Consider the following 21,560-nt stretch of genomic DNA (forward strand, 5'->3'; position numbering starts at 1 on the left):
AACCCTCTGTCGCCTGTGCCGTTATCGGGGCGGAAGCCCGGCGGCCGAAATCGTTAGCTCAGGAGCCCGGAAAAACCGGACTCCTGTATATTTGAACAGTATTAAAACATAACATCGGGGCAAGACCAACCCCTCCGCTTCAGGAGTTTTCCAGAAAGCTCCTAACCCCCTGTAACGCATGCAGAACAGCCTGGCGCCGCACCTGATCACGGTCGCCCGGGAAGGTTTCAACCACCGCTACGGTGTCTGCCGGAGAACGGCCCCAGGCAAACCATACGGTACCCACTGGCTTGTCGTCGCTACCGCCACCAGGGCCTGCAACGCCGCTGATAGCCACCGCAACACTGGCACCGGTTGTGGACAGTGCCCCGGCCACCATCTCTCGCACCACCGGTTCGCTGACCGCGCCCTGCTCGTCAAGGGAGGCCTCCGTAACTCCGAGCAATGCCCTTTTGGCGTCATTGCTATAGGTAACCAGCCCAGCCAGCACGTAGGCCGACGAACCTGCGCGGTCAGTCAATACCTTGGCAACCCAGCCGCCGGTGCAGCTTTCGGCGGTGGCAATGGTAAGCTCGCGCCGCTCCAGCAATTCGGCCAGTTGGTTACCTGCGTCCGCCAATGCCTGGTCAGTCAGTGGCATAATGATCTCCTTCGTTTCATCATGGCGGTTATTTTCTTACAATCCCTGCCTTCACATAAAGCCAATGGATCCGGAACCGTTCATGTCAGCAGCCCAGACCGATCTGTCCCAGCACACCCCGATGATGAGGCAATACCTCAAAATCAAAGGCGAACACCCCAACGAACTGGTGTTCTACCGTATGGGGGACTTCTATGAGCTGTTTTACGACGACGCCCGAAAGGCCGCCGAGCTGATGGACATTACCCTGACTGCCCGCGGGCAGTCAGGAGGCAGCCCGATTCCCATGGCCGGCATTCCTTACCACTCCGCTGAAGGTTACATTGCACGTCTGGTCCGAGCTGGTCAATCCATCGCCATTTGCGAACAGATTGGCGACCCGGCCACCAGCAAGGGGCCGGTAGATCGCCAGGTTGTGCGCATTGTGACACCTGGGACGCTCAGCGATGATGCTTTTCTGGAGGACCGTCGGGATAACCTGCTAGTGGCCATTTACAGCCACCGGGAACAGTTTGGCTTTGCCTCGCTGGATATTTCAAGCGGCCGCTTTACAGTATCCGAGCTGGATGACCTTGAGGGTCTGCAGGGGGAGCTTCAGCGCCTGAGGCCGGCGGAAATCCTTATCAGCGAAGATTTCCCCTATCAGGAGGTACTGGAAGGCTATACCGGCATTCGCCGCCAGGGCCCTTGGTTATTTGAAGCCGACACCGCCCGCCGGGTGCTGACCCAGCAATTACAGGTACGTGATCTGACCGGGTTTGGTTGCGAAGATCTCACCCTGGCGATCTGCGCTGCCGGTTGCCTGCTGCAGTACGCGAAGGAGACACAGCGCACCGCCCTGCCCCATATTCGCAAACTCAGCCGGGAGCGCCGCGAAGAGGCGGTAATTCTGGACGCCACGAGCCGCCGCAACCTGGAGATAGACACCAACCTGATGGGCGGCACCCAGCACACCCTGGCCTGGGTGATGGACCGTACGGCGACCGCTATGGGAGGCCGCCAGCTGCGGCGCTGGCTCAACCGGCCATTGCGTGATGTGACCCTCGTCGAACAACGACAGCAGGCGGTTTCCGCCCTGCTGGACGGGTTCCACTACGAGCCGGTCCACGAGCTGCTTAAAAGCATTGGCGATATCGAGCGGGTTCTGGCGCGGGTGGCGTTACGCTCTGCCCGCCCCCGGGATCTGGCGCGGCTCAGGGATGCTTTCCAGACATTGCCGGACTTGCAGCAGTCCCTCAAGCCGGTGAACTCCCACCATATCGTAAAACTGGCAACCACCATCAGCGAATACCCGGAGCTGGCAGATTTGCTGGAGCGTGCCATCATCGACAACCCGCCGGTGGTCATTCGCGACGGCGGCGTTATCCGGGAAGGGTTTGACGAAGAGCTGGACGAGCTACGTAACATCAGCGAGAACGCCGGCCAGTTTCTGCTGGATGTGGAAACCCGGGAAAGGGAGCGCACCGGCATCAGCACATTGAAAGTGGGCTACAACCGGGTGCACGGGTACTACATTGAAATTTCCCGCGCCCAGTCCGGCCAGGCACCTGTGGATTACATCCGCCGCCAGACCCTGAAGAACGCCGAACGGTTTATCACGCCGGAGCTGAAAGAGTTTGAGGACAAGGCCCTCAGTGCCAAGAGCCGCTCACTGGCACGGGAGAAAGCCCTGTACGACGAGGTTCTGGAAGCCGTCGCCGCTGAACTGGCCCCCTTGCAGGATGCAGCCCAGGCCCTGGCGGAGCTGGACGTGCTCAGCAATTTCGCCGAACGGGCCACGAGCCTGCGCTTCAACGCGCCTGAATTCAGCGACACTCCGGGCTTCGATATCGAGGAAGGCCGCCATCCGGTAGTGGAACAACTGCTGACCGACCCTTACGTCCCCAACGACCTGCTGATGGACGAACAGCGCCGCATGCTGGTAATCACTGGTCCGAACATGGGCGGTAAATCCACCTATATGCGTCAGGCGGCCCTGATTGCCCTGCTGGCGTATACCGGCAGCTTTGTGCCTGCGAACCGCGTGGTCATTGGCCCGGTGGATCGTATTTTCACTCGCATGGGTTCTTCGGATGATATCGCCGGGGGCCGTTCAACGTTCATGGTGGAAATGACGGAAACGGCCAACATCCTTCATAACGCCACCGAACACAGCCTGGTGCTGATGGACGAGGTCGGGCGCGGCACCAGTACTTTCGATGGGCTCTCCCTGGCCTGGGCCACGGCGGAACACCTGGCAAAACATATTCGCTGTTATACCCTCTTCGCCACCCACTATTTCGAGCTCACGCAACTGGCGGATGGCCTGGAGCATGCGGTTAATGTTCATCTGACTGCAACGGAGCACGACGACACCATCGTATTCCTGCACAATGTCCACGACGGCCCTGCAAGCCAGAGCTACGGGCTCCAGGTAGCAAAACTGGCGGGCGTGCCCCAGGAGGTTATCCGTAACGCCCGTGAGCAGTTGTCCCACCTTGAAGGTAGCGCGGCACCAGCCAACCCTGCGCTTGGCACGGCAACGAAAGCTGCCGTCGAGCCAGACAAAGCGAAACGCCCTCCCCGCGCCAGCGAACCGGTGATGCAGGGGGACATGTTTGCCAGCCTGGAGCCCAGCAAGGTGGAAGAAACCCTGGCGAAACTGGATGTTGACGGGCTGACGCCCCGGGACGCGCTGGACCGCCTGTATCAATTGAAGGAACTTCTGAACAAATAAGCGGAAAAATGCGTCAGAATTGACCCATGTAATAACGATATAGCCCCTCGGTGCTTGCGAGTGGGCAGGCCGCTCAATACAATATCGCGCAATTATTATTACACCGATGAGATTGACTACTGGACCAGGAAGCTGACTATGACATTTGTCGTTACCGATAACTGCATCAAGTGCAAATACACGGACTGCGTGGAAGTATGCCCGGTTGACTGCTTCTACGAAGGCCCGAACTTTCTGGTGATCGACCCGGACGAATGCATTGATTGCGCCCTGTGTGAGCCCGAGTGCCCGGCAGAGGCCATCTTCTCGGAGGACGAACTACCCGCAGATCAGGTCCAGTTTGTTGAACTCAACGCCGACCTGGCAGGGAAGTGGCCGAATATCACCGAGAAGAAAGATCCGCTGCCGGACGCCGAAGAGTGGGACGGCAAACCCGACAAGCTGCAGTATCTGGAAAAGTGATTATTGCGAAGCCAGCTTCGCACCAATAGCGACAAAGAAACCGCCGGTTAACGCATTCAGGGCGCGCTTCACGCCCTGCCCCACCCCCAACCGGCGGGATCTCACCACCACCCCCGCAAGTGCACACTGCCACATCATAGCAAGCACAAAGTGAACCGCCGCCAGAAATAGCGACTGCTGGAAGGCATTCCCGGCCGGATCGATAAACTGGGGCAACAATGCCATATAAAACAGGGCTGTTTTCGGGTTCAGTACGTTGGACAACAGGCCTTCACGGAACGCCACGGCAGTTGAAACCGATGCCATTCGATCAGTGGCAGCACCGGTGGCCTCCGCCTCTACTCTTTTTCCGGGGGCGCGCTTCATTGCCTGTCGCAATGAACTCAGCCCCAGCCAGATCAGATAGCAAGCGCCCGCCCACTTGAGCCCGGTAAACGCCCAGGCAGTCTCCACCAGCAACATGGAAATGCCCAGAGCCGAGAGGCTGGCATGAATAAAAAGACCGCTGCAAATCCCGACGCTGGTCACGCAACCATCCCGCAAACCGCCGCGTCCGGCATTCCGCATCACCAGCAGGGTATCCACTCCCGGCGTCACCGTCAGCAGCGAAATGGCCACCAGATAGGCCCAGAACAGCTCGGTCGGCACCCACATTCCCAAACACCCCTAGAAACAGAAAGTCCAAGGGCAGCAGGCGTCTTCAGCGCTACTGCTGCAGTAGTTTTTTCGCCGCTGCCGACTTGTAGAACGGTTCGAGGCGACGGCGAACCAGGGCTTCAAGATACCCCTCCTCTCGCAGCACGTCTATGACCGGAACTACCAGGGCATCCACTTCTGCCATCACCAGTTCATGGTCTACGCCCACATCGCTCAGCAGTTCGATCACTGGCCTGTCGCCGTACATGGTGAACAGGTGCTCCACCACCGCCGTGGCACAACCTTCAAAATACCCGGTCTTACGGAACTGCAGCCAGAACTCATACCCCAGTACCACAAATTCCTGCAACTCGACGTCACCCAGGCCTTCATGAAGCTCCTGGATAGTGCGGTCTTCCACAGCAACCCAGGCAGCCATCACGCTGTCACGCAGTTCGTCGTCCGTCAGTGCGCCGTGCAGGAATTGCTCGCTGCGAGCAATCAGCCCTGGCAGGCTGTCCGAAAGCCAGGCCTTGAATCGGCGCTCGAAGGATTCATCCAGCCCGGGTACCGCCTTATTGGCCCAGCGCTTGCCGAACTTCATCATCGAGCCTACGCCCGGAACGCTCTTGGTGATCAGGTTGTCTTCGTAGAGGTAATTCACCACGCCCTGGTAAACCACATTCGACACCAACTCCTGATAGACTGGATGAGCCATAATTTCACTGATGACCCTTTCCCGTTGCTGGCGTAGCTCCAGGGCTTCTTCGACGAAACCCGTTGCCTGATCGCGGGTGATAATATCCCGCAGCCTTGATGTTTTCTGTACCGGTGCGTTCAGTACTTCCGTGGCCATTTCGGCCGCCATTTCCGGTATCCCGGCACCCAGTTCCATATCAATCACGACGCGCCGTATCACGCCCATGACCTGTTCCACAGAGGTCAGGCGATTCAGGGTGACGCTACTGGCGTAGCCAAACAGTTCGTCCACTTCGGTCGCAAGAAAACGACGCAGTTTTGCCCCTTTCAGGGAGGCGAGTTCATGTTTTACATGCTGTTCGAGCAGGGCATTGGCGAGATCCGTTTTGCCTTTGGTCATAGTCACGGTCCGGTGCAATCTGAAAGTGGGTGATGAGGATTAGAGCAATATGAGGCTAACACGAAGCCGTGGCAGCTGCGTTTGCCGAAGATACAGTGGAAAGGGTGCGGGCAGGCCAACAGGCATTCTACCCCGGACAGGCATTCTACCCCCGAACTGCATGGTAGGGAGTTACTGGAAATCGTTGAATTCGTGGGGTTCCGCGGCAAGGGCCAGGCACAGGCTTCCGGGGCCCACGTAGATGCTGCTGGTAATCCCCATCTGGGAGAGCAACAGCTCCACCCCATTACTCTCACAGGCGTCCCTGAGGCGGTTCAGGCCGGGAAGATCCTCAATTTCAGTCCAGGTCAACCCACAGGAGAGGCTGACATAGGGGCTCAGCAGCCCGGCTTCCACCCGGCCAGCGGCATAGTTCATGACCTTTTCCACGGCCATCTCAAAACTGCGGGTTTTGGCTGCGGGCTGGCCTTCGGCACCCTGGCCGAAAATCACCGGGGTGATGTTCAGAGCCTTCCCCAGAAAGGCCACCAGCGCAGAGACGCTCTTGTCGCCGCGCTTGCGGGCCCGTTCCCGTATGTAATGCAGATCACGGGGAATCACGCAGGTATAAATCTTGTCAGTAAAGGTTTCGACTTCATTACGGAGGGCATTTTTTGACAGTTTCTGCTTGATCAGCCTGAGCGTGTGGGCCGCCAGCAGGCCCTGGCCAGCAAAAATCTGCTTACTGTCGATGACGCGCATGGAAAACTTACCCTCACGCCCGGCAGCTTTGCGTGCTTCCTCATAATGGGACATGACGCTGTTCATGGCTTCCGTGGCGTTCTGGAAAATCAGACTGCGGGAGCGGGTAACCGTTTCACAAATGGCGACATCAAACTGGGTGACAATCTTTTCCATGAACAGGTCATGAATCTGCTGGGGGGAAAAGGCCTGCGTTTCGGCGTGGTGACCCTTTTGCAGCAGCCCGCTCTGGTAGAACTCCTGGGTTCGCACCGGCTCATGCTCATCAATATAGGTCTGGCCGTCGATAACGGCGGTCACGGGCAGAACGAACAGGTCGTGTTTACGGCTGAAATCGTAGGGTAAATCACAAGCCGAATCCACTATAAGACCAACGCGCATGGGGCCTCCAGCTATGGGAAGTTGTTCCTGCCGGACACTCCCCTTTTATTGTCATTGTTCGTGGCAGCGCCCAGTCTTACACAAAGCCATGGCAATTTCAGCACTCTGCTAGCCGGCAGTTTGCTCCAGCTCAAGTTCATTGAGGTTTTTATCGATCAGGTCACGATTATCCTGTTGCCAGGGGTGAAAGCCCTCCCGGAAATAGGCAAGGAAGTCCGGCAGACACTTTCTCAACACCCCCGGCTTACCCCACAGAAAGTTGATTCCGCCAACCCAGGTGCCCAGGTTCCAGAGCTTGCCGTCAGTCTTCAGCAGGCTGCAGGTATTGAGAAAGGTGTACTTGAAGAAATTCCACGTCACGAACAGGAACACGATCTTTCGCAACCGCTCGTTGCCGACGCAATGGCGGTAGACATCAAAAGCCACGGATTTGTGCTCGGTTTCTTCAATGGCATGCCACCGCCACAACCTCGCCATACCGGGGGCCGCACCCTCCATCCACTCCGGGTGTTTGAGAATCGCATTTGCAAGTACGGCCGTGTAGTGCTCAGCACCACAGGTTCCGGCTAACTGCCGGCTGGGGGGCAGCTTGCCCACCCATTCCATGTGTTTGCGGAAGCGCTCATCAATGGCATCGATATCGTAACCACGGGCTTTCAGGGCGTCGTTGTAATGTTTGTGCTCCCGGCTGTGCAACGCTTCCTGGCCAATAAAACCGCGAATTTCCTCTTTAAGCTTGGGGTCATCTACCTGGTCACGATACAGGCGGACCGCATTGATAAACTGTTGCTCCCCGTCCGGGAACTGAAGGGAAAGTGCGTTAAAGAAGGCTGTACGGAACGTGTCGTTGCTGTGCCAGAGCGTTTCAAGATCGGCAGCAAGATCAAAGCGCAGGTGCCGCGGGGAAACGGAAACGCCCTCGGGGGTGGAACTGATAGTCATGACTGCCTCCGGTTTATTGTGATTATGGAGCGGCATTCACCGTACAGCGTAAAACCGCGTACGAAAATTGATCAGGGATACCAGTTTAAACCCGAATTCAGTTGGGAAGGAAGGCAAAAACAGAAAAAATTCGACAGGTTGTCACAAAATGACAGATCGTCAACGCTCATAAAAAAGGAGGTATGGCGAAGCCGATACCTCCAAGGACACACAGGGGGTGGTGGCCTCCGCCGAACACGGAGGCCACCGCTTAGTGCTCTTCCGCTGCCTTGACGCCCGGCGCCTCCGGGTCTGCCGTAAATCCGATCAGTCTGGTGCGCTCTATCAGTAAATACAGTACCGCGCCGGTGGCCAGACCCCAGCCTGCACCATAAACCGCCAGCACCACACCCATGGTGCCGGCGATACCACGCTCGGTGTTGTTCTCCAGTTGCTCGAGCCCCACCATCAGGCAGATATAGCCAGTCAGCAGCAGGGTGAGCGACAGTGCGATCGGCAGCACTGGCTGGAAGAAGCTCACCAGCGGCAGCATGAAGACGGCGATAAAACCGGTGATCCAGAAGGTACCACCACCGCTGTAGATGGACTCCATGGCATTGCGGCCGTACTTGTAGCGCTCCGCCATGGTAGCGGTAACCGCTGTCCAGATCGGACCTGCCAGGCCAGGATAGGGGGCAAAAAAGGCATGACCTCCGTTACGTAGGGCTGTTACCAGATGCACACGGTCAATGCTGTTGTCGATGTCTTCGTCTTTACGCAGGTGGTCCACGCGGCTCATCAGGGACTGGCCTACAACGATATCGCCGAACGCAATTACGTAGGCAATCACCGCGGTCGGAATGGCGTAAAGGAACACATTGGCATCCGGGAAGCCAACCGAGAACGGCAGGTAATTCCACAGCTCGCCAAACGCCGGGCTGGTAATGCCCCACTCGACATCGGGCACGGCGTATTCACCGGTGGCGAAGCCCACTGCAATGGCCACCACCATTCCCGGCACCATGCCGTAGTTGGCAATTTTCCGGGCGATACTGTTGCTGTCCACGAACCCCTTGAAAGAGACGGAGAACATCAGATAGAGACAGACCAGGCCACCGACAATCAGGGAAATCGGGGTTTCTGCCAGGCGGCCACCAGCTTCAATCTCCCCCATCAGGGCGGCAATACCGGCGCCTATAATGATCCCGCCCTTCATGGATCGGGGTATCAACTCCACCAGTTTGCTGCCAAGCCGGGTAATACCCAGTACCAGGAAGATAATGAACACCAGGAACTGCAGCGCAAACAGGGCCTGAATGGCCTCGGCGCCGGGTTGGTAATCACCCAGAAACAGCAGCACCACGGGAATACCCGGAGTGATCCAGCCCGGCACCAGCGGCACACCCAACAACGCCGGCAACATGAAACCGATGCCGCAGACCACCACGTAGGCAAGGGCCACGTCGTAGGGCACGCCGAGGTATTTCTCCAGCAGCGGAATCATGGCCAGGCTGACCACGAACATGATCAACCCCTGCACCATTTCCGCGAATTCCCAGCGGTAATGGACGAACGGCAGACGAATCTTGAAGGGGCCTGCAGGCCAGTACGGCTGCTCTTCCCCGTTCTTACGATGGTACATTTGCATACGGAAGTTCTCCTGGCGCGGAGCAAGCCGCGCCTGATGTTGTTTTTGTGTTGATGGGTTCGGGGCGTCGGGTTATGCCGGTACCCGGTCAGCCGAGTTCTTTCGCCTGGTCGCGCAGCACAAATTTCTGGATCTTGCCGGTGGAAGTTTTCGGCAGTTCCGTGAACACGATGGTTTTGGGCACTTTGAAGCGGGCCAGTCGCTCGCGACAGAACGCGATCAGATCCTCTTCGCTGACCTCGCCGGCTTCCGGTTTGAGGGTGATGAATGCGCAGGGCGTCTCGCCCCATTTATCGTCAGGACGTGCAACGACCGCTGCTTCAAGAACGGCTGGATGACGATAAAGGGTGTCCTCCACCTCGATGGTGGAAATGTTCTCGCCACCGGAGATGATGATGTCTTTCAGGCGATCCTTGATTTCCAGGTAACCATCCTCGTGCCACACCGCCAGGTCGCCGGTGTGGAACCAGCCTCCACGGAAAGCCTCCGAGGTGGCTTTGGGGTTCTTCAGATAACCTTTCATAACGGTGTTGCCGCGCAGGAAGATCTCACCAATGGTTCTACCGTCTTTGGGTACCGGTTCCATGGTGTTGGGGTCACCCACCATGGTGCCCGCGAGCGTGTGGTAGCGAACACCCTGACGCGCCTTGATGGTGGCCCGCTCATCCAGGGTTTTCTGGTCCCATTCGGACTTCCAGGCGCATACGGTGACGGGGCCATACACTTCCGTCAGCCCGTAAACGTGAGTAACGGCAATGCCCATCTCTTCAATGGCACCGATTACCTGGGCAGGGGGCGCCGCGCCCGCAGTCATTGATTTGACCTCGTGATCAATGCCCGCCTTGGCGGCTTCCGGCACGTTCAGCAGCGCATTGAGCACAATGGGGGCGCCGCACATGTGGGTCACCTGGTGGTCCCGGATCAACTGCAGGATTTTCTCCGGATCCACCCGGCGCAGGCACACATGCGTGCCTGCCAGGGCAGTCACCGTCCAGGGAAAACACCATCCGTTGCAGTGGAACATGGGAAGGGTCCACAGGTAGACCGGGTGCTGGCCCATGGACCAGACCGCCTGGTTGCCGAGGCTGTTCATATAGGCACCACGATGGTGATACACAACGCCTTTGGGGTTGCCGGTGGTGCCGGAGGTATAGTTAAGGGAAATGGCATCCCATTCATTACCGGGCAGGCTCCACTGGAACTGAGGGTCACCCTCCTGCAGGAAGGCCTCATAGTCCAGGTCGCTCACCTGTGTACCTTCGCCGTACTCCGGGTCATCCACATCGATTACCAGTGGTTTGACCTCCAGGCGGCTGACGGCGTCACGGACCACGTCGCCAAATTCACGGTCCGCCACAATAACTTTGGCTTCTCCATGCTCCAGCATGAACGCGATAGCCTCGGCATCCAGGCGCACATTCAGGGTGTTCAGAACCGCCCCGATCATGGGCACACCGAAATGACACTCCACCATGGCCGGAATATTGGGCAACATCGCAGCCACGGTGTCTCCGCGTCCTATCCCGCGGCCCGCCAGTGCCGAAGCCAGGCGGCGACAGCGCTCATAGGTCTGGCCCCAGTTATAACGAATGGCCCCGTGAATCACTGACGGATATTCAGGGTACACACTGGCCGTGCGCTCAATGAAATCGATGGGGGACAGTACCGAGTAGTTGGCGTCGACGGGCTCCAGGCCCTGATCAAAAATCGAGGTCATTGGTGTGGTCCTCAGGGTCCATTGTTCTTATGGTGTATTCAGTAAGCTAGCGGCAAAAGCTATACTATTGGCTGCAAGAAATGGTATTCGATAGTAAATATACTAGAAATTACACCAACGTATTATAGTATTAACACTATATTCCGGTTGATTCATGACAATGACCTCAGCAGTCACCGATTTCCAACTTCCCGACACCGATCCGGAAGCCGGGCTCGTACTTGGCGCCGACTCCACTGTGCTGGCGAGCAACCCGACAGCAAAAGCCCTGAGTCGGGAGGCCGGCAGAGTCGATATCGCTGAGTTGCTGCCAACCAACGCCCAGGCACTGATTAATGCCTGCCTTACCCAGGGGCGCGCCATTGAAGGGGTGGAGCGCCGACTTCCCGGCCTGATACTGCTGTGGACATTTATTCCGGATCCGGCCTCCGGCCAGGTTCTGGCCCGGGGCAGGAACGCCACTGATGACGTCCACAAGCTGGACGAAGCCACGCGTTCCAGCCGGCTTTACCGTCTGATCACTGAAAACACCACGGACCTCATCTCCCGCCATGCGCCAGACGGTCGGTTCATCGATGCCACCCCGGCATCCTGGCGGTTGCTGGGTTACTGGCCGGAAGAACTCAGAGGCAAGCCGCTGGAAGAGGTGTTCCGTAGCAGCACAATTAATGGCGAACTGGAAGACGTCCGTAACCGACTACGGGACGAAGGCTACGCGACCCTGACGCTGGACATCGTGCACCGGGACGGCAGCAAGCGCTGGTTTGAAATTGCCAGCCGGGCGATTCGGGAAACCTATACCGGCGCGGTGATCGAAGTGGTGAGTGTATCCCGTGACATCACCGCCCGGGTGGAGTCTGAAGAGAACAACCGGCGTCTTGCCGACGAACTGGCTCATACGGCACGTCTGGCAACGCTGGGCGAATTGGCTTCGAGCATCGCTCACGAAATGAACCAACCGCTGGCCACTATCGTTAATTTCGCCAGTGCCAGCCAGCGTTACCTGAAACACGCGAAGGCAAATCCCGAGTGCCTGGACCGTGTGGACGACGGTCTCCAGCGCATCACCCACCATGCCAACCGGGCATCGGAAGTGATCAGGCGTCTGCGAGCATTTCTGCGCAAGGGCCCGAAACGCACCGCCCCCATCAGCATCAACGACGCCGTGGTCAACGTGAAACGCTTGTGCCAGTGGGACGCGGAGAAAAACAACGTTGTCATTCGGGAACGCCTGAGTGACAGTAATCCGGTGATCACCGCCGACCCGGTCCTGCTCGAACAGGTGCTGGTCAACCTGATCCGTAATGGTATCGACGCCAACATTGAGGCTCATCCGGACGGCACGACTTCTTCACAGGTCACCGTGACTACCTGCGTAACATCAGGCCAGGAAATCCTGATCGAAGTTGCCGACCAGGGGCCGGGACTGGATGACGAAGGTTTGCGACAGATGTTCACGCCTTTCTATACCAGTAAGCCCCACGGACTCGGTCTGGGCCTTTCCATGAGCCGATCCATCGTCGAGGGTTTCGGTGGATTTCTGGACGCCCAACGGGGCGGTGACGGCGGCCTGGTACTTATCTGCCGCTTCCCTCTGCCCCATACCAATAAAAACAGATCCGATCACCCCAGGGAGAAAGGCCAGAATGAGTGAATTCCCCCATACCGTTTACGTGGTGGACGATGATGCCGGCATGCTTGAATCCACACAGTGGTTGCTGGAATCCGTAGGGTTGCAGGTGCGCCCTTATGCCGACGGACGCCAGTTCCTGGAAGCGGTCAACCCGGAGCAGACCGGCTGTGTGATTCTCGACATACGCATGCCCGGCCTGGGCGGCCTGAACGTTCAGGAGGAACTGCAGAAACGGGGCTCGCAGCTGCCCATTATTTTTGTGTCCGGGCACGCGGACGTCCCTATTGTGGTGCGGGCTTTCAAATCTGGCGCATTCGATTTCATAGAGAAACCGTTCAACGAACAATTGCTGCTCGATAGCGTTCAGCAGGCCTTACAGCAACATCAGCAGGCGAGCACACAGCATCAGGGTGACCAACATACTGATGCCCTGATCGCCTCTCTCACCCGCCGGGAACGGGACGTGTTCATACCACTGGCCCAGGGTTACACCAGCCGGGAAATTGCCGAGCGGCTGGACGTTGGCATCAAGACCATCGACCTTTACCGGGCCCGCGTCATGAAACGCCTTGGAGTGGACCGGGTGCCAGACGTTACCGGCATTGCTATTGCTGCCGGCCTGCTGGACCCTATCCATTTGCGCCGGGAAGCTTCCTGACGGGCCCTCAGGCTTCACGGGCTATGGTGGTGGCGATGGCGCCAAGACGGGCAATTGCCTGCTCCACCCGCTCGCTCCACGGGTTGGCACCGTTCAGCCGCAGGCAGTTGTCGTATTTGTCCGTGGTGGAGAACATCAGCCCCGGGGCCACATTGATATTCTCCTCGCGGGCCCGACGGAAAACCTCTGTGCCTGACGTACCACCCGGTAACTGAACCCAGAGCACGAAACCTCCCTGGGGGCGACTGACAGCGGTGCCTTCCGGGAATGATCTGCCCACGGCCGCCCGCATACGCTCCGTAGCTTCACGAAAGCGTGGTCGGACAGCGCGCAGATAGCGGTCATATCCTCCCTGCTCCAGAAAGTGGGCTACCGCCAGCTGTGGCACGCTCGCCGTACCAAGGTTGCTGAAATACTTCTGCTGGCGCGCCTCGGCCAGATATTTACCGGGCATCATCCAGCCCAGGCGCAGACCCGGCGAAATGGTTTTGGAGAAAGAACTGCAATAGATAACGTTACCGGTGCGGTCGAACGCCTTCGCCGGTCTGGGACGCTCACCGCTGTGGAACAGGTCGCCATAGATGTCGTCCTCAATCAGCGGTATCTCTGCCGCCTCAAGCATCTGTACAAGCTGCTGTTTGCGCAGGTCGGACATCAGCGAACCCATGGGATTGCTGTGATTGGGAACCACTACGCAGGCTTTCACCGGCCACTGTTCCAACGCCAGTTCCAGCCCCTCGAGACTTAATCCCTCAGCGGGATGGGTGGGCACTTCAATGACCCTTAACCCGAGGACAACCAGGGCCTGGAGAATCCCCGGAAACGAAGGTGACTCCACCACCACGATATCGCCCGGTCTGGTCACCGCCTGGAGTGCCAGGATAATCGCCTCCTGGGCCCCGTTAGTGGCCAGGATATCGTCCGGAGTCGCGATAATCCCAAGTGTAGCCATCCTCTGGGCCACCTGGCGGCGGTACTCGATCTTGCCGGGGAAGGCGTAGTCGAGAGTTTCCAGCCCCCGCCGTGCCGCCCACAGAGTCGCCTGCTGGATCTGCCGTACCGGCAGGAAATCCGGATGGGGGACGGCAGCCGCCAGCGGCACCATACGCTTCTCTTCATCGGCGCACAGGTCCAGCGCCATATCACGGGCACTGACCGGCACCGGTCTGGCCCGGTGCTTCTGCATCACCGGCTCCGGGGTATCCAGCCGTGGCAAACGCACGAAATACCCGCTTCGTTCACGGGGTTCCAGGTAACCCCGGGCCTCGAGAGTCTGATGGGCCTGCAGAATGGTGGAGACACTGACCCGGTATTGCCGGCTCAGTGTCCGAACGCCGGGCAGCCGCTCCCCTTCGCGATAAACCCCTTCACGAATCAAGGCCTGCAACTGGTCTGCTACCTGGTTATAGAGAATGCCCATGGCTTTATCCTGACAGATCCCACGGTAATCGGGGCAGTACAGATAGCCCACATTTCAACCGGCACAGATGGTGGATAAATCGTTCTGTACCGGTCCAAAACCACAATATCTGAATCTGTTATGGTTGTCTGCATCGGTGGAGAATGGTGATCAGCATCCAGAAGAAGGAGTTTCACCATGACCGCCTTGAAGAGATTGCAAGTACCCCAACTGCCAGAGATGCCGCCGGCCAGTCGCAAGGATTTGCTGGGGGTCAGCCATGCCCCCGGCCGGCCCCCAATGAGCAATTGCAGTGCCTGGAAGTGGCTGAAGAACCTCGGTTTTGAAGTCCGCCAGGTCCTCCCGGAACACTGGGTCGTTACCCATTCGAGGACCTCACCGGAGCTTCACTTTTATAGCAACTCGGAACTGAGCCAGTTTGCCGCCCACCGGGCACACCACTACGCTGAAACGTTCACAAGGGAGAAATCATGAAAACCTTACCCATCTACCAGGTCGATGCCTTCACCAGCGAAATCTTCAGCGGCAACCCCGCTGCTGTCATGCCTCTGGAAGCGTGGCTGCCAGACGAAACGCTGAGAGCACTGGCTATGGAGAACAACCTTTCGGAAACCGCATTCCTTGTGCCACTACCGGAAGAATCTGAAGCTGATTTTCACATACGCTGGTTCACACCTACCGTAGAAGTCCCCCTTTGCGGCCACGCTACCCTCGCCAGCGCCTGGATAGTCTTCAACAAACTGGGCTGGAACCGCGAGCAAATCAGGTTCGAATCGAAAAGCGGCTACCTCGGAGTAGAGCAGACCGATGATGGGTGGCTGGAACTGGATTTTCCGAACCTCCCCTTTGAGGAACGCCAGACACCCCGCCTGATTCACGAAGCCCTCGAAGGGGCCCCGGACACAGCCTTATTCGTGCCCAACGACACCAACTATCTGGTCGTCCTGAGGGACGAAGCAGCCGTAAGATCTGCACAACCGGATATCCGCAAACTCGGCGAGCTCGGCAACCAGGGCCTCATCGTTACCGCGCGCGGAGAAAACTGCGATTTCGTTAGTCGCTACTTCGCCCCTGGCGCCGGCATCGACGAGGACCCTGTCACAGGCTCAATCCACAGCGTTCTGGTGCCCTACTGGGCCGAACAACTTGGTAAAAACACTCTCCTAGCAAAACAGGTCTCCGCCAGAGGTGGCGTACTTCGCTGCGAACTCAAAGGTGACCGCGTCGCCATCGCCGGCCAGGCAGCGTTTTATATGGAGGGCTCAGTGCGTCTGCCCTGAGGCCAGCAGAAAATGTATACTGCGCCCAGTTAACACACAGCGGCAGGCAGCACAGATGTTTGGCAAGGCACGGGTTGGGGGCAGTCAGGGATCGTCAAAAACAGGGATGTTTTTGTCGAGCGTACAGGGACGTATTCACCGCGTATCCCTGACTGCCCTCAACCCGTGCCGGAACTCCGAAAGCGCGACCTCCATACCATGACCGCCCGGAACTACGACGTAATCATCATAGGCGCCGGCGCCGCAGGCCTTATGTGCGCCGCCACAGCCGGCTACCGCGGCCGCAAAGTCCTGGTGATCGACCACGCCAATAAACCCGGCAAGAAAATTCTCATGTCCGGCGGCGGCCGCTGCAACTTCACCAACCTGAACAGCACCCCGGCCAACTTCCTCTCGGACAACCCCCACTACTGCATTTCCGCCCTGAAGCGCTACACCCCCCAGCACTTCCTTGAGCTGGTGGAGCGCCACGGTATTGAGCACGAAGAAAAAGCCGCCGGCCAGCTCTTCTGCAAGGACAGCAGCAAAGAAATCCTCAACATGCTGCTCACCGAATGCGAATGGGCGGGTGTGACAGTCCGCCTGGAAACCAGTGTCAAAACAGTCGGAACCACAGATAACGGTTACCAGTTACAAATCAACTCAGGCACCCTCAACTGCGAATCCCTGGTAATCGCCTGTGGCGGCCTGTCCATCCCCACCATGGGCGCAACCGGTTTTGGATACGAGATCGCACGGCAGTTCGGACTCACTGTATTGCCCACCCGCGCGGGATTGGTCCCGTTCACCCTGCATCCGGAGCTGAAGGAACAGCTGGCACCACTGGCCGGCGTAAGCTGCCCGGTTGATGTCCACTGCAACCAGGAACACTTCCGCGAACCCATGCTGGTCACCCATCGCGGGTTAAGCGGCCCGGCCATGCTACAGATCTCCAGTTTCTGGCGACCCGGCGACAGCCTGAGTGTAAACATGCTGCCGGGCACCAACATCGAACAAGACCTCTACCAACTTAGAAAAAACAGACCCCAATCCACTGTTGCCCAATACCTGACACAACACCTGCCCAAACGCTTCGCCCAGGCCCTGAACGATCTCCACGGCTGGACCGGCCCGCTGCAAGGCTACAAGAACAGTGACCTTGAACAGGTAACGCGTGCGCTCGGCCAGTGGACCATCAAGCCTGCCGGCACCGAAGGCTATCGCACCCGCGTTTTCCGAACGCATTAATTTGTCAAAAGAAGGCACAACTCCCCCATTTTTCGCCTACACTGCAATGACCTACATGATCTGACAGCTACTATTTTTGACAGACATTTTTTGACACGTTTTGGTAGTGATCTCAACTGAGCGATGGCCGGATCGTGCAGATGCTGTTTTTGATATGCAGGCACCATTGCTTTGAGCGAGACCGACAGTTAACGGAAGAGATATAGTGAAAGTCACCATAAAAAATGGCGAGCATCAGTTAAGGGTAAAATCCGAGGCCGGGGCTTATAGCCACATCAATATTCACTATCTGTCTAAGGCCAAAGACTGGGAACCTTTCGCACAGCATGCAGTCAATTACTGCACGGGTAAAAAACCAATTTCAATAAAAAGTTGGTGGAGTCGTTTAAATAGCGTGTTGCGACCTACCATCATTGACTCAGAGATGAGAGCTTTTCCAAAGAAAGCCAACGATTGGTCGACGCTGATCAGAAATCTTTATCTGACGACATTGATCACTCCTGAAATTAAATCAAGCATTTATACAAGGGTCGCCATATGGAATAAAAATATCCTTCCATTTTTGGTGTACCTGCAAGACCGAGATCAAATACCAATTGAAGTTCTCATTCCCACCATGAAGCAGGTGGATCAAGTCCAAAAAAATTCCAGCTTTAATGTAAGCGTCATTGGTGAAAAGGCAGCATACAAAGTTAATCATAAAGACCAACTTGATAAACTAATTTGCCCGGTGAGTTTGAGTAGGACTGACTCTGAATATTTGGACGAGCTTTATTACGATCTTGAACGGAAAAGAAATAACTTGCATCGAGCGTTAGCAGATTATTGGAAGACCCTAAAAGAATTTTTTGAAACTGGCCAAAAATTATTAAGCGAAACTGATCTAGCCACCCTTGAGCGACGGATCAAAGCTAAAGATCTCTATGACATATATCCTCGCGAAAATGGCATACCCCCTATTAGACGGCAATTTTCATCTGGACATAACAGGAAATCTTTCGCCGCCTATCTACTATTGAGTAAGAAATATAAAGGATTCATTAAACTTTCATCCAAAATTGAAGACTGCGGGCTGGCAAGCAGAAGCGTCATGCGGGAAAACAAATCATTATGGATGAGTCAATTCCCACCGAGCTATATTGAAAAGGATAAAATCGGCTATACAGGGAAACTGAATTGGATGTTAGGGCTCTTGGGAAACATGGATGTTTCCTTTATCGTCGCACTTTTAATGATGGAAAATCCAAAATTTACTTTTTTGTCCTTACTTAACTGCAAGATTGAGGACAAAGATGGGAAATCACGGCTTGAAATTGGGGAAACTTCAATTTCCTTTACGATTGAAAAGAGTCGCGCCAAAGCTTTCAAGAAAGAGGGTTTGTCAAGTTTAAGTCTTGAGATTATCACAACGCTTTTAGAAATGCGCGCGGCCAACCTTTCGAATATCCCCACCGATTTATCTAAGTACCTATTCGTAATCCTCGCCGTAAATTCAAAAGATAAGATTTTTACCTGTCCGCAAAATTCGAGAGTAACAGCCTATTTGACCGGAAGAGAAGACGGCTCACTCTTCATAGGAAGCTTGTTTCCGTCTCTTGCTGATGCGGGAATTTCTCGAAACCAACTAACTCACTCAAAACTACGAGCTTCAGAGGGCGTTTTGGAGTATTTTCGAACTGGTTCAATTAGGGCTGTTTCTAGAAAATTAGGCAACGGAACAAGGGTAGCGCTTGAACACTATCTTCCAAAACCCCTCATAGCAGCCTATAACACAAGGCAGGTGAGACGGTTTCAGAATCTGATGCTTGTTTCCGCTTGTGCAAATGAGGATTATCTACTCGATGCAGTAGATTTTTGCAATTTGAATGAGTTACATAGCTTTATTCTTGAAATGCTTGACCTTGATTCCAAAGGTAACAATCCTCTAATCAACTATCTGAAGGATGAAATCGACGAAAAACACGAAAAGAATCAGGGCGATCTGATCGCAAATATTTCAGAGAAGTCTCTGACAGTCTTGTACGCTTATAAGCTTGTTGCCGAGAACAAAAATTTAAGCGCATCGACACTAGCACAGAAAGACTCAAAAACTGGTTTGGCTCCCATCGCGTTCATTACATTAGCCAAACATCTAAACAACACCCTCTCCCAGCATAACGAAACCTCTGTCAGGGAAACCAATTTTTCAGCAAAAGACAAAGCGTTATTAATGGCCGAAAAATTAGAATGGGATCGACTTATCATGCGGCGAGCAAACATTTCATGAAAAAACTCAATGCCCGGTTAGACTGGAACCGAGCAGACGTTATAAGCATTCAAAAGTACCTTGCTGGCTATGATTCTGGAATCACAATTTATTCCGGTGACTATACCGCGGATTGGTTGCTGTCTGGAATTTATGAAAGTAAATGGATCATTAAAACAGCAAAAACAGTTAAACGGGCTGACGGTAGTTATAAGTACGTGCGAACCCTAAATTGGAACAGAATGCTTCCTGACGGGACATTTCTCGATTCACCTCAAAATCTAGCCTTTCTTAACTTCTTTCAGAAAGCCATTTTTGTGATAGTAGAGTCATCTTCAATCGCCCCACACCTCTCAGTGGGTTCACTACCTGGCTTGGTTAATAACCTTCTTTCTTTTGCTCAATGGTGCTTCCGTAAGGATATTAATCTAAACCCACGGTCAGAGTTTCTTAGAAACCTCACTCAAGAACGACTTTTCTGCTACGTAAGAGAGAAAATTCACGGCGGAATCATGGAATTGTTCGGGGTTGCCGAGCTTTTTAAAGCTCGTTTTTTTGAGATGTCTGGTACAGACTTAATCAGCGACGATATTTACCGTCTAACGCCCGCTGATATTACCGAAGCAATCAGAGTCTTTAAGTCAAAAGGGTTTTACCGAATAACCAAATTCGGTGATTCCGTCATAGACCGCATGAAATTCGTCGAAGCATTTGGGCTTCCGGAACAAATTACGCATAGCGACAAATTCGGTGCGTTTTTGAGGCAATTTGAACCAGATCTGCTACGGAAAAGCCGAGATGTTCTCGTACCTGTTACCCTTGAGTACGAGTTTCCTGGACATACCACACCGCTTATCTCTGATGTAATAGGAAATCCAGAAAACATAAAACAGTTTTTAGGTTACTTTAAGATTTTCCTATCTACAAGGAAGTTGTTTCACCGGGAATTACCTGATTCAGAACGGTTTAGGTTCGGCGATATCCACACATACATACAAAACAACCAGTTGCAGATTAAACACACACCCTGGATTCCCCTTCCTACTTGTCTGCAGATAATCAATTCTTCGGTTGATTGGGTGCTCAACAAAGGGGATTCGATCATCAACGCTATGGTGGACGCTTTTGACACTTTGCACAAAGAAGATTTATTGGTCATTGAGAAACCATTTACTCACCTTTATCAAAAAAGAAACAGTGTTGTTGAAAAAGTACTTAAACGACATCAAAATCAAATAGAGATTGCTTCGTTTGATTATAATGTTCGCGATGTTAATTTATTTAGGTCAAAAGCGCCGCTGACTTACCTCATTGATATTCTACGAGGTGCTTGCTTAATTCTAATAGCTTCGATGAAACCAATCAGATTAAACGAACTATCTTCATTAAAGTACGATTGCTTGTATTTTAAGGATAATGATGGTTTTTGGCTAATGCAGGATATTGAGAAAGCGGGGATACGTGGAATTCTTCCAGAAGATGCGAAACCAATTCCGCGTGTTACTGCTAAAGCGATCACATTACTTCAAAAAATTAACGAACATGCGCGAAAGCATGTACCGTCAAACAAAGAAGAGAAATATCTGTTGTACGGGATAAACTATGGGTATGATTGGAAATCTGCTTCAGTTGCTGATCAAGAATTCATAAGATCACGGCTTTCCTATTTTTGTGATCATATCGAAGTCCCTCTCGATGAGTACGGAAGACGTTGGTATGTCAATACACATGAGTTACGAAAATCGTTTCTTCTAAACTTTTTTTGGACATTCAAATTTTCGTCCTTGGATAGCGCCAGGTGGATGGCAGGTCATTCCGATCCAGATCACGTCTTCGAGTACATTCAGGATAACTTTGAAGGCGAGGAAATGGTTGAGGTTGAATCTGAATATGCTTATCAGCAATTAAGGCTTTTCAAGGAAGGTAATAATCTATCAGACGTAAATAACATCGAAGAGATCTATGATGAAGTCTGCAATGAATTCAAAGTTAATTCTATTTCTGAGGTTAATGAAGACGAACTTAAACAGTGGCTTGAAATGCAAATTGAGTCCGGTCATTTCGAAGTAACTGTTTTCGGCATTGAGAATGTCGATGAAAACGTAAAGGCCCAAATTGCGATCAAGATTTCATAGG

The 21,560-nt window shown here is 54.5% G+C and carries 17 protein-coding genes; 9 read left to right on the forward strand and 8 right to left on the reverse strand.

The features are described 5' to 3' along the window. Positions 1-139: 139 nt before the first annotated feature. A complete protein-coding gene (locus tag FO268_RS14365) occupies positions 140-640 on the reverse strand; it encodes a CinA family protein (protein ID WP_150994009.1) in 501 nt (166 codons plus the stop codon). Between the two features lie 82 nt (positions 641-722). On the opposite strand from FO268_RS14365, the gene mutS reads away from it, so the two are divergent. Beyond that, complete coding sequence (gene mutS, locus FO268_RS14370; protein WP_150994010.1) at positions 723-3,356, forward strand: DNA mismatch repair protein MutS; 2,634 nt, start codon at positions 723-725, stop codon at positions 3,354-3,356. 138 nt (positions 3,357-3,494) lie between these two features. Beyond that, positions 3,495-3,818: a ferredoxin FdxA gene (fdxA, locus tag FO268_RS14375; RefSeq protein WP_114613659.1), complete on the forward strand. Its 324-nt coding sequence runs from the start codon at positions 3,495-3,497 to the stop codon at positions 3,816-3,818. Here fdxA and FO268_RS14380 read toward each other — a convergent pair whose 3' ends face one another. From FO268_RS14380 to FO268_RS14405, 6 genes are all read right to left on the reverse strand, one after another. Next, positions 3,819-4,472, reverse strand: a complete 654-nt coding sequence (locus FO268_RS14380) for a LysE family translocator (protein WP_150994011.1) — start codon at positions 4,470-4,472, stop codon at positions 3,819-3,821. A 52-nt stretch (positions 4,473-4,524) separates the two neighbouring features. Beyond that, positions 4,525-5,553, reverse strand: coding sequence for a hypothetical protein (locus FO268_RS14385; protein WP_150994012.1), 1,029 nt, complete (start codon positions 5,551-5,553; stop codon positions 4,525-4,527). Positions 5,554-5,724: 171 nt separating this feature from the next. Next, the gene (locus FO268_RS14390) at positions 5,725-6,675 is read right to left on the reverse strand and encodes a DegV family protein (protein WP_150994013.1); all 951 of its coding nucleotides are present in this window, start codon (positions 6,673-6,675) and stop codon (positions 5,725-5,727) included. Between the two features lie 108 nt (positions 6,676-6,783). Further along, a complete protein-coding gene (locus FO268_RS14395) occupies positions 6,784-7,617 on the reverse strand; it encodes a metal-dependent hydrolase (RefSeq protein ID WP_150994014.1) in 834 nt (277 codons plus the stop codon). A 250-nt stretch (positions 7,618-7,867) separates the two neighbouring features. Then, positions 7,868-9,244 (reverse strand): solute carrier family 23 protein, encoded by a 1,377-nt coding sequence (locus FO268_RS14400; RefSeq protein ID WP_150994015.1) that lies wholly within the window; start codon positions 9,242-9,244, stop codon positions 7,868-7,870. An 88-nt stretch (positions 9,245-9,332) separates the two neighbouring features. Further along, positions 9,333-10,961 carry an acyl-CoA synthetase gene (locus tag FO268_RS14405; RefSeq protein ID WP_150994016.1) on the reverse strand — a complete coding sequence of 543 codons (1,629 nt, stop codon included), beginning with the start codon at positions 10,959-10,961 and terminating at the stop codon, positions 9,333-9,335. 154 nt (positions 10,962-11,115) lie between these two features. Here FO268_RS14405 and FO268_RS14410 point away from each other — a divergent pair, with 154 nt between their 5' ends. Together FO268_RS14410 and FO268_RS14415 are read left to right on the forward strand one after the other, a co-directional pair. Further along, entirely contained in the window at positions 11,116-12,615 is a 1,500-nt protein-coding gene (locus tag FO268_RS14410; RefSeq protein ID WP_150994017.1) for a sensor histidine kinase, read from the forward strand. After that, positions 12,608-13,252, forward strand: a complete 645-nt coding sequence (locus FO268_RS14415; protein ID WP_150994018.1) for a response regulator transcription factor — start codon at positions 12,608-12,610, stop codon at positions 13,250-13,252. Before FO268_RS14410 ends, FO268_RS14415 begins: the two co-directional genes overlap by 8 nt. A gap of 7 nt (positions 13,253-13,259) precedes the next feature. Here the strand turns inward: FO268_RS14415 and FO268_RS14420 are convergent, their stop codons facing one another. Then, positions 13,260-14,672 carry an aminotransferase-like domain-containing protein gene (locus tag FO268_RS14420; protein WP_150994019.1) on the reverse strand — a complete coding sequence of 471 codons (1,413 nt, stop codon included), beginning with the start codon at positions 14,670-14,672 and terminating at the stop codon, positions 13,260-13,262. 177 nt (positions 14,673-14,849) lie between these two features. On the opposite strand from FO268_RS14420, the gene FO268_RS14425 reads away from it, so the two are divergent. The 5 genes from FO268_RS14425 to FO268_RS14445 all read left to right on the forward strand — a co-directional run bounded on the left by FO268_RS14425 (position 14,850) and on the right by FO268_RS14445 (position 21,559). Next, a complete protein-coding gene (locus FO268_RS14425; RefSeq protein WP_150994020.1) occupies positions 14,850-15,146 on the forward strand; it encodes a hypothetical protein in 297 nt (98 codons plus the stop codon). Beyond that, positions 15,143-15,952 (forward strand): PhzF family phenazine biosynthesis protein, encoded by an 810-nt coding sequence (locus FO268_RS14430; protein ID WP_150994021.1) that lies wholly within the window; start codon positions 15,143-15,145, stop codon positions 15,950-15,952. The genes FO268_RS14425 and FO268_RS14430 overlap by 4 nt, the downstream gene beginning before the upstream one ends. Positions 15,953-16,150: 198 nt before the next feature. Then, positions 16,151-17,179: a BaiN/RdsA family NAD(P)/FAD-dependent oxidoreductase gene (locus FO268_RS14435; protein WP_150994067.1), complete on the forward strand. Its 1,029-nt coding sequence runs from the start codon at positions 16,151-16,153 to the stop codon at positions 17,177-17,179. Positions 17,180-17,384: 205 nt separating this feature from the next. Then, positions 17,385-19,445 carry a hypothetical protein gene (locus FO268_RS22840; protein ID WP_191966968.1) on the forward strand — a complete coding sequence of 687 codons (2,061 nt, stop codon included), beginning with the start codon at positions 17,385-17,387 and terminating at the stop codon, positions 19,443-19,445. After that, a complete protein-coding gene (locus FO268_RS14445) occupies positions 19,442-21,559 on the forward strand; it encodes a hypothetical protein (RefSeq protein ID WP_150994022.1) in 2,118 nt (705 codons plus the stop codon). Before FO268_RS22840 ends, FO268_RS14445 begins: the two co-directional genes overlap by 4 nt. Position 21,560 lies beyond the last annotated feature (1 nt).

The organism is Marinobacter denitrificans (genome assembly GCF_008795955.1).
In the GTDB taxonomy this organism is placed as follows: domain Bacteria; phylum Pseudomonadota; class Gammaproteobacteria; order Pseudomonadales; family Oleiphilaceae; genus Marinobacter; species Marinobacter denitrificans.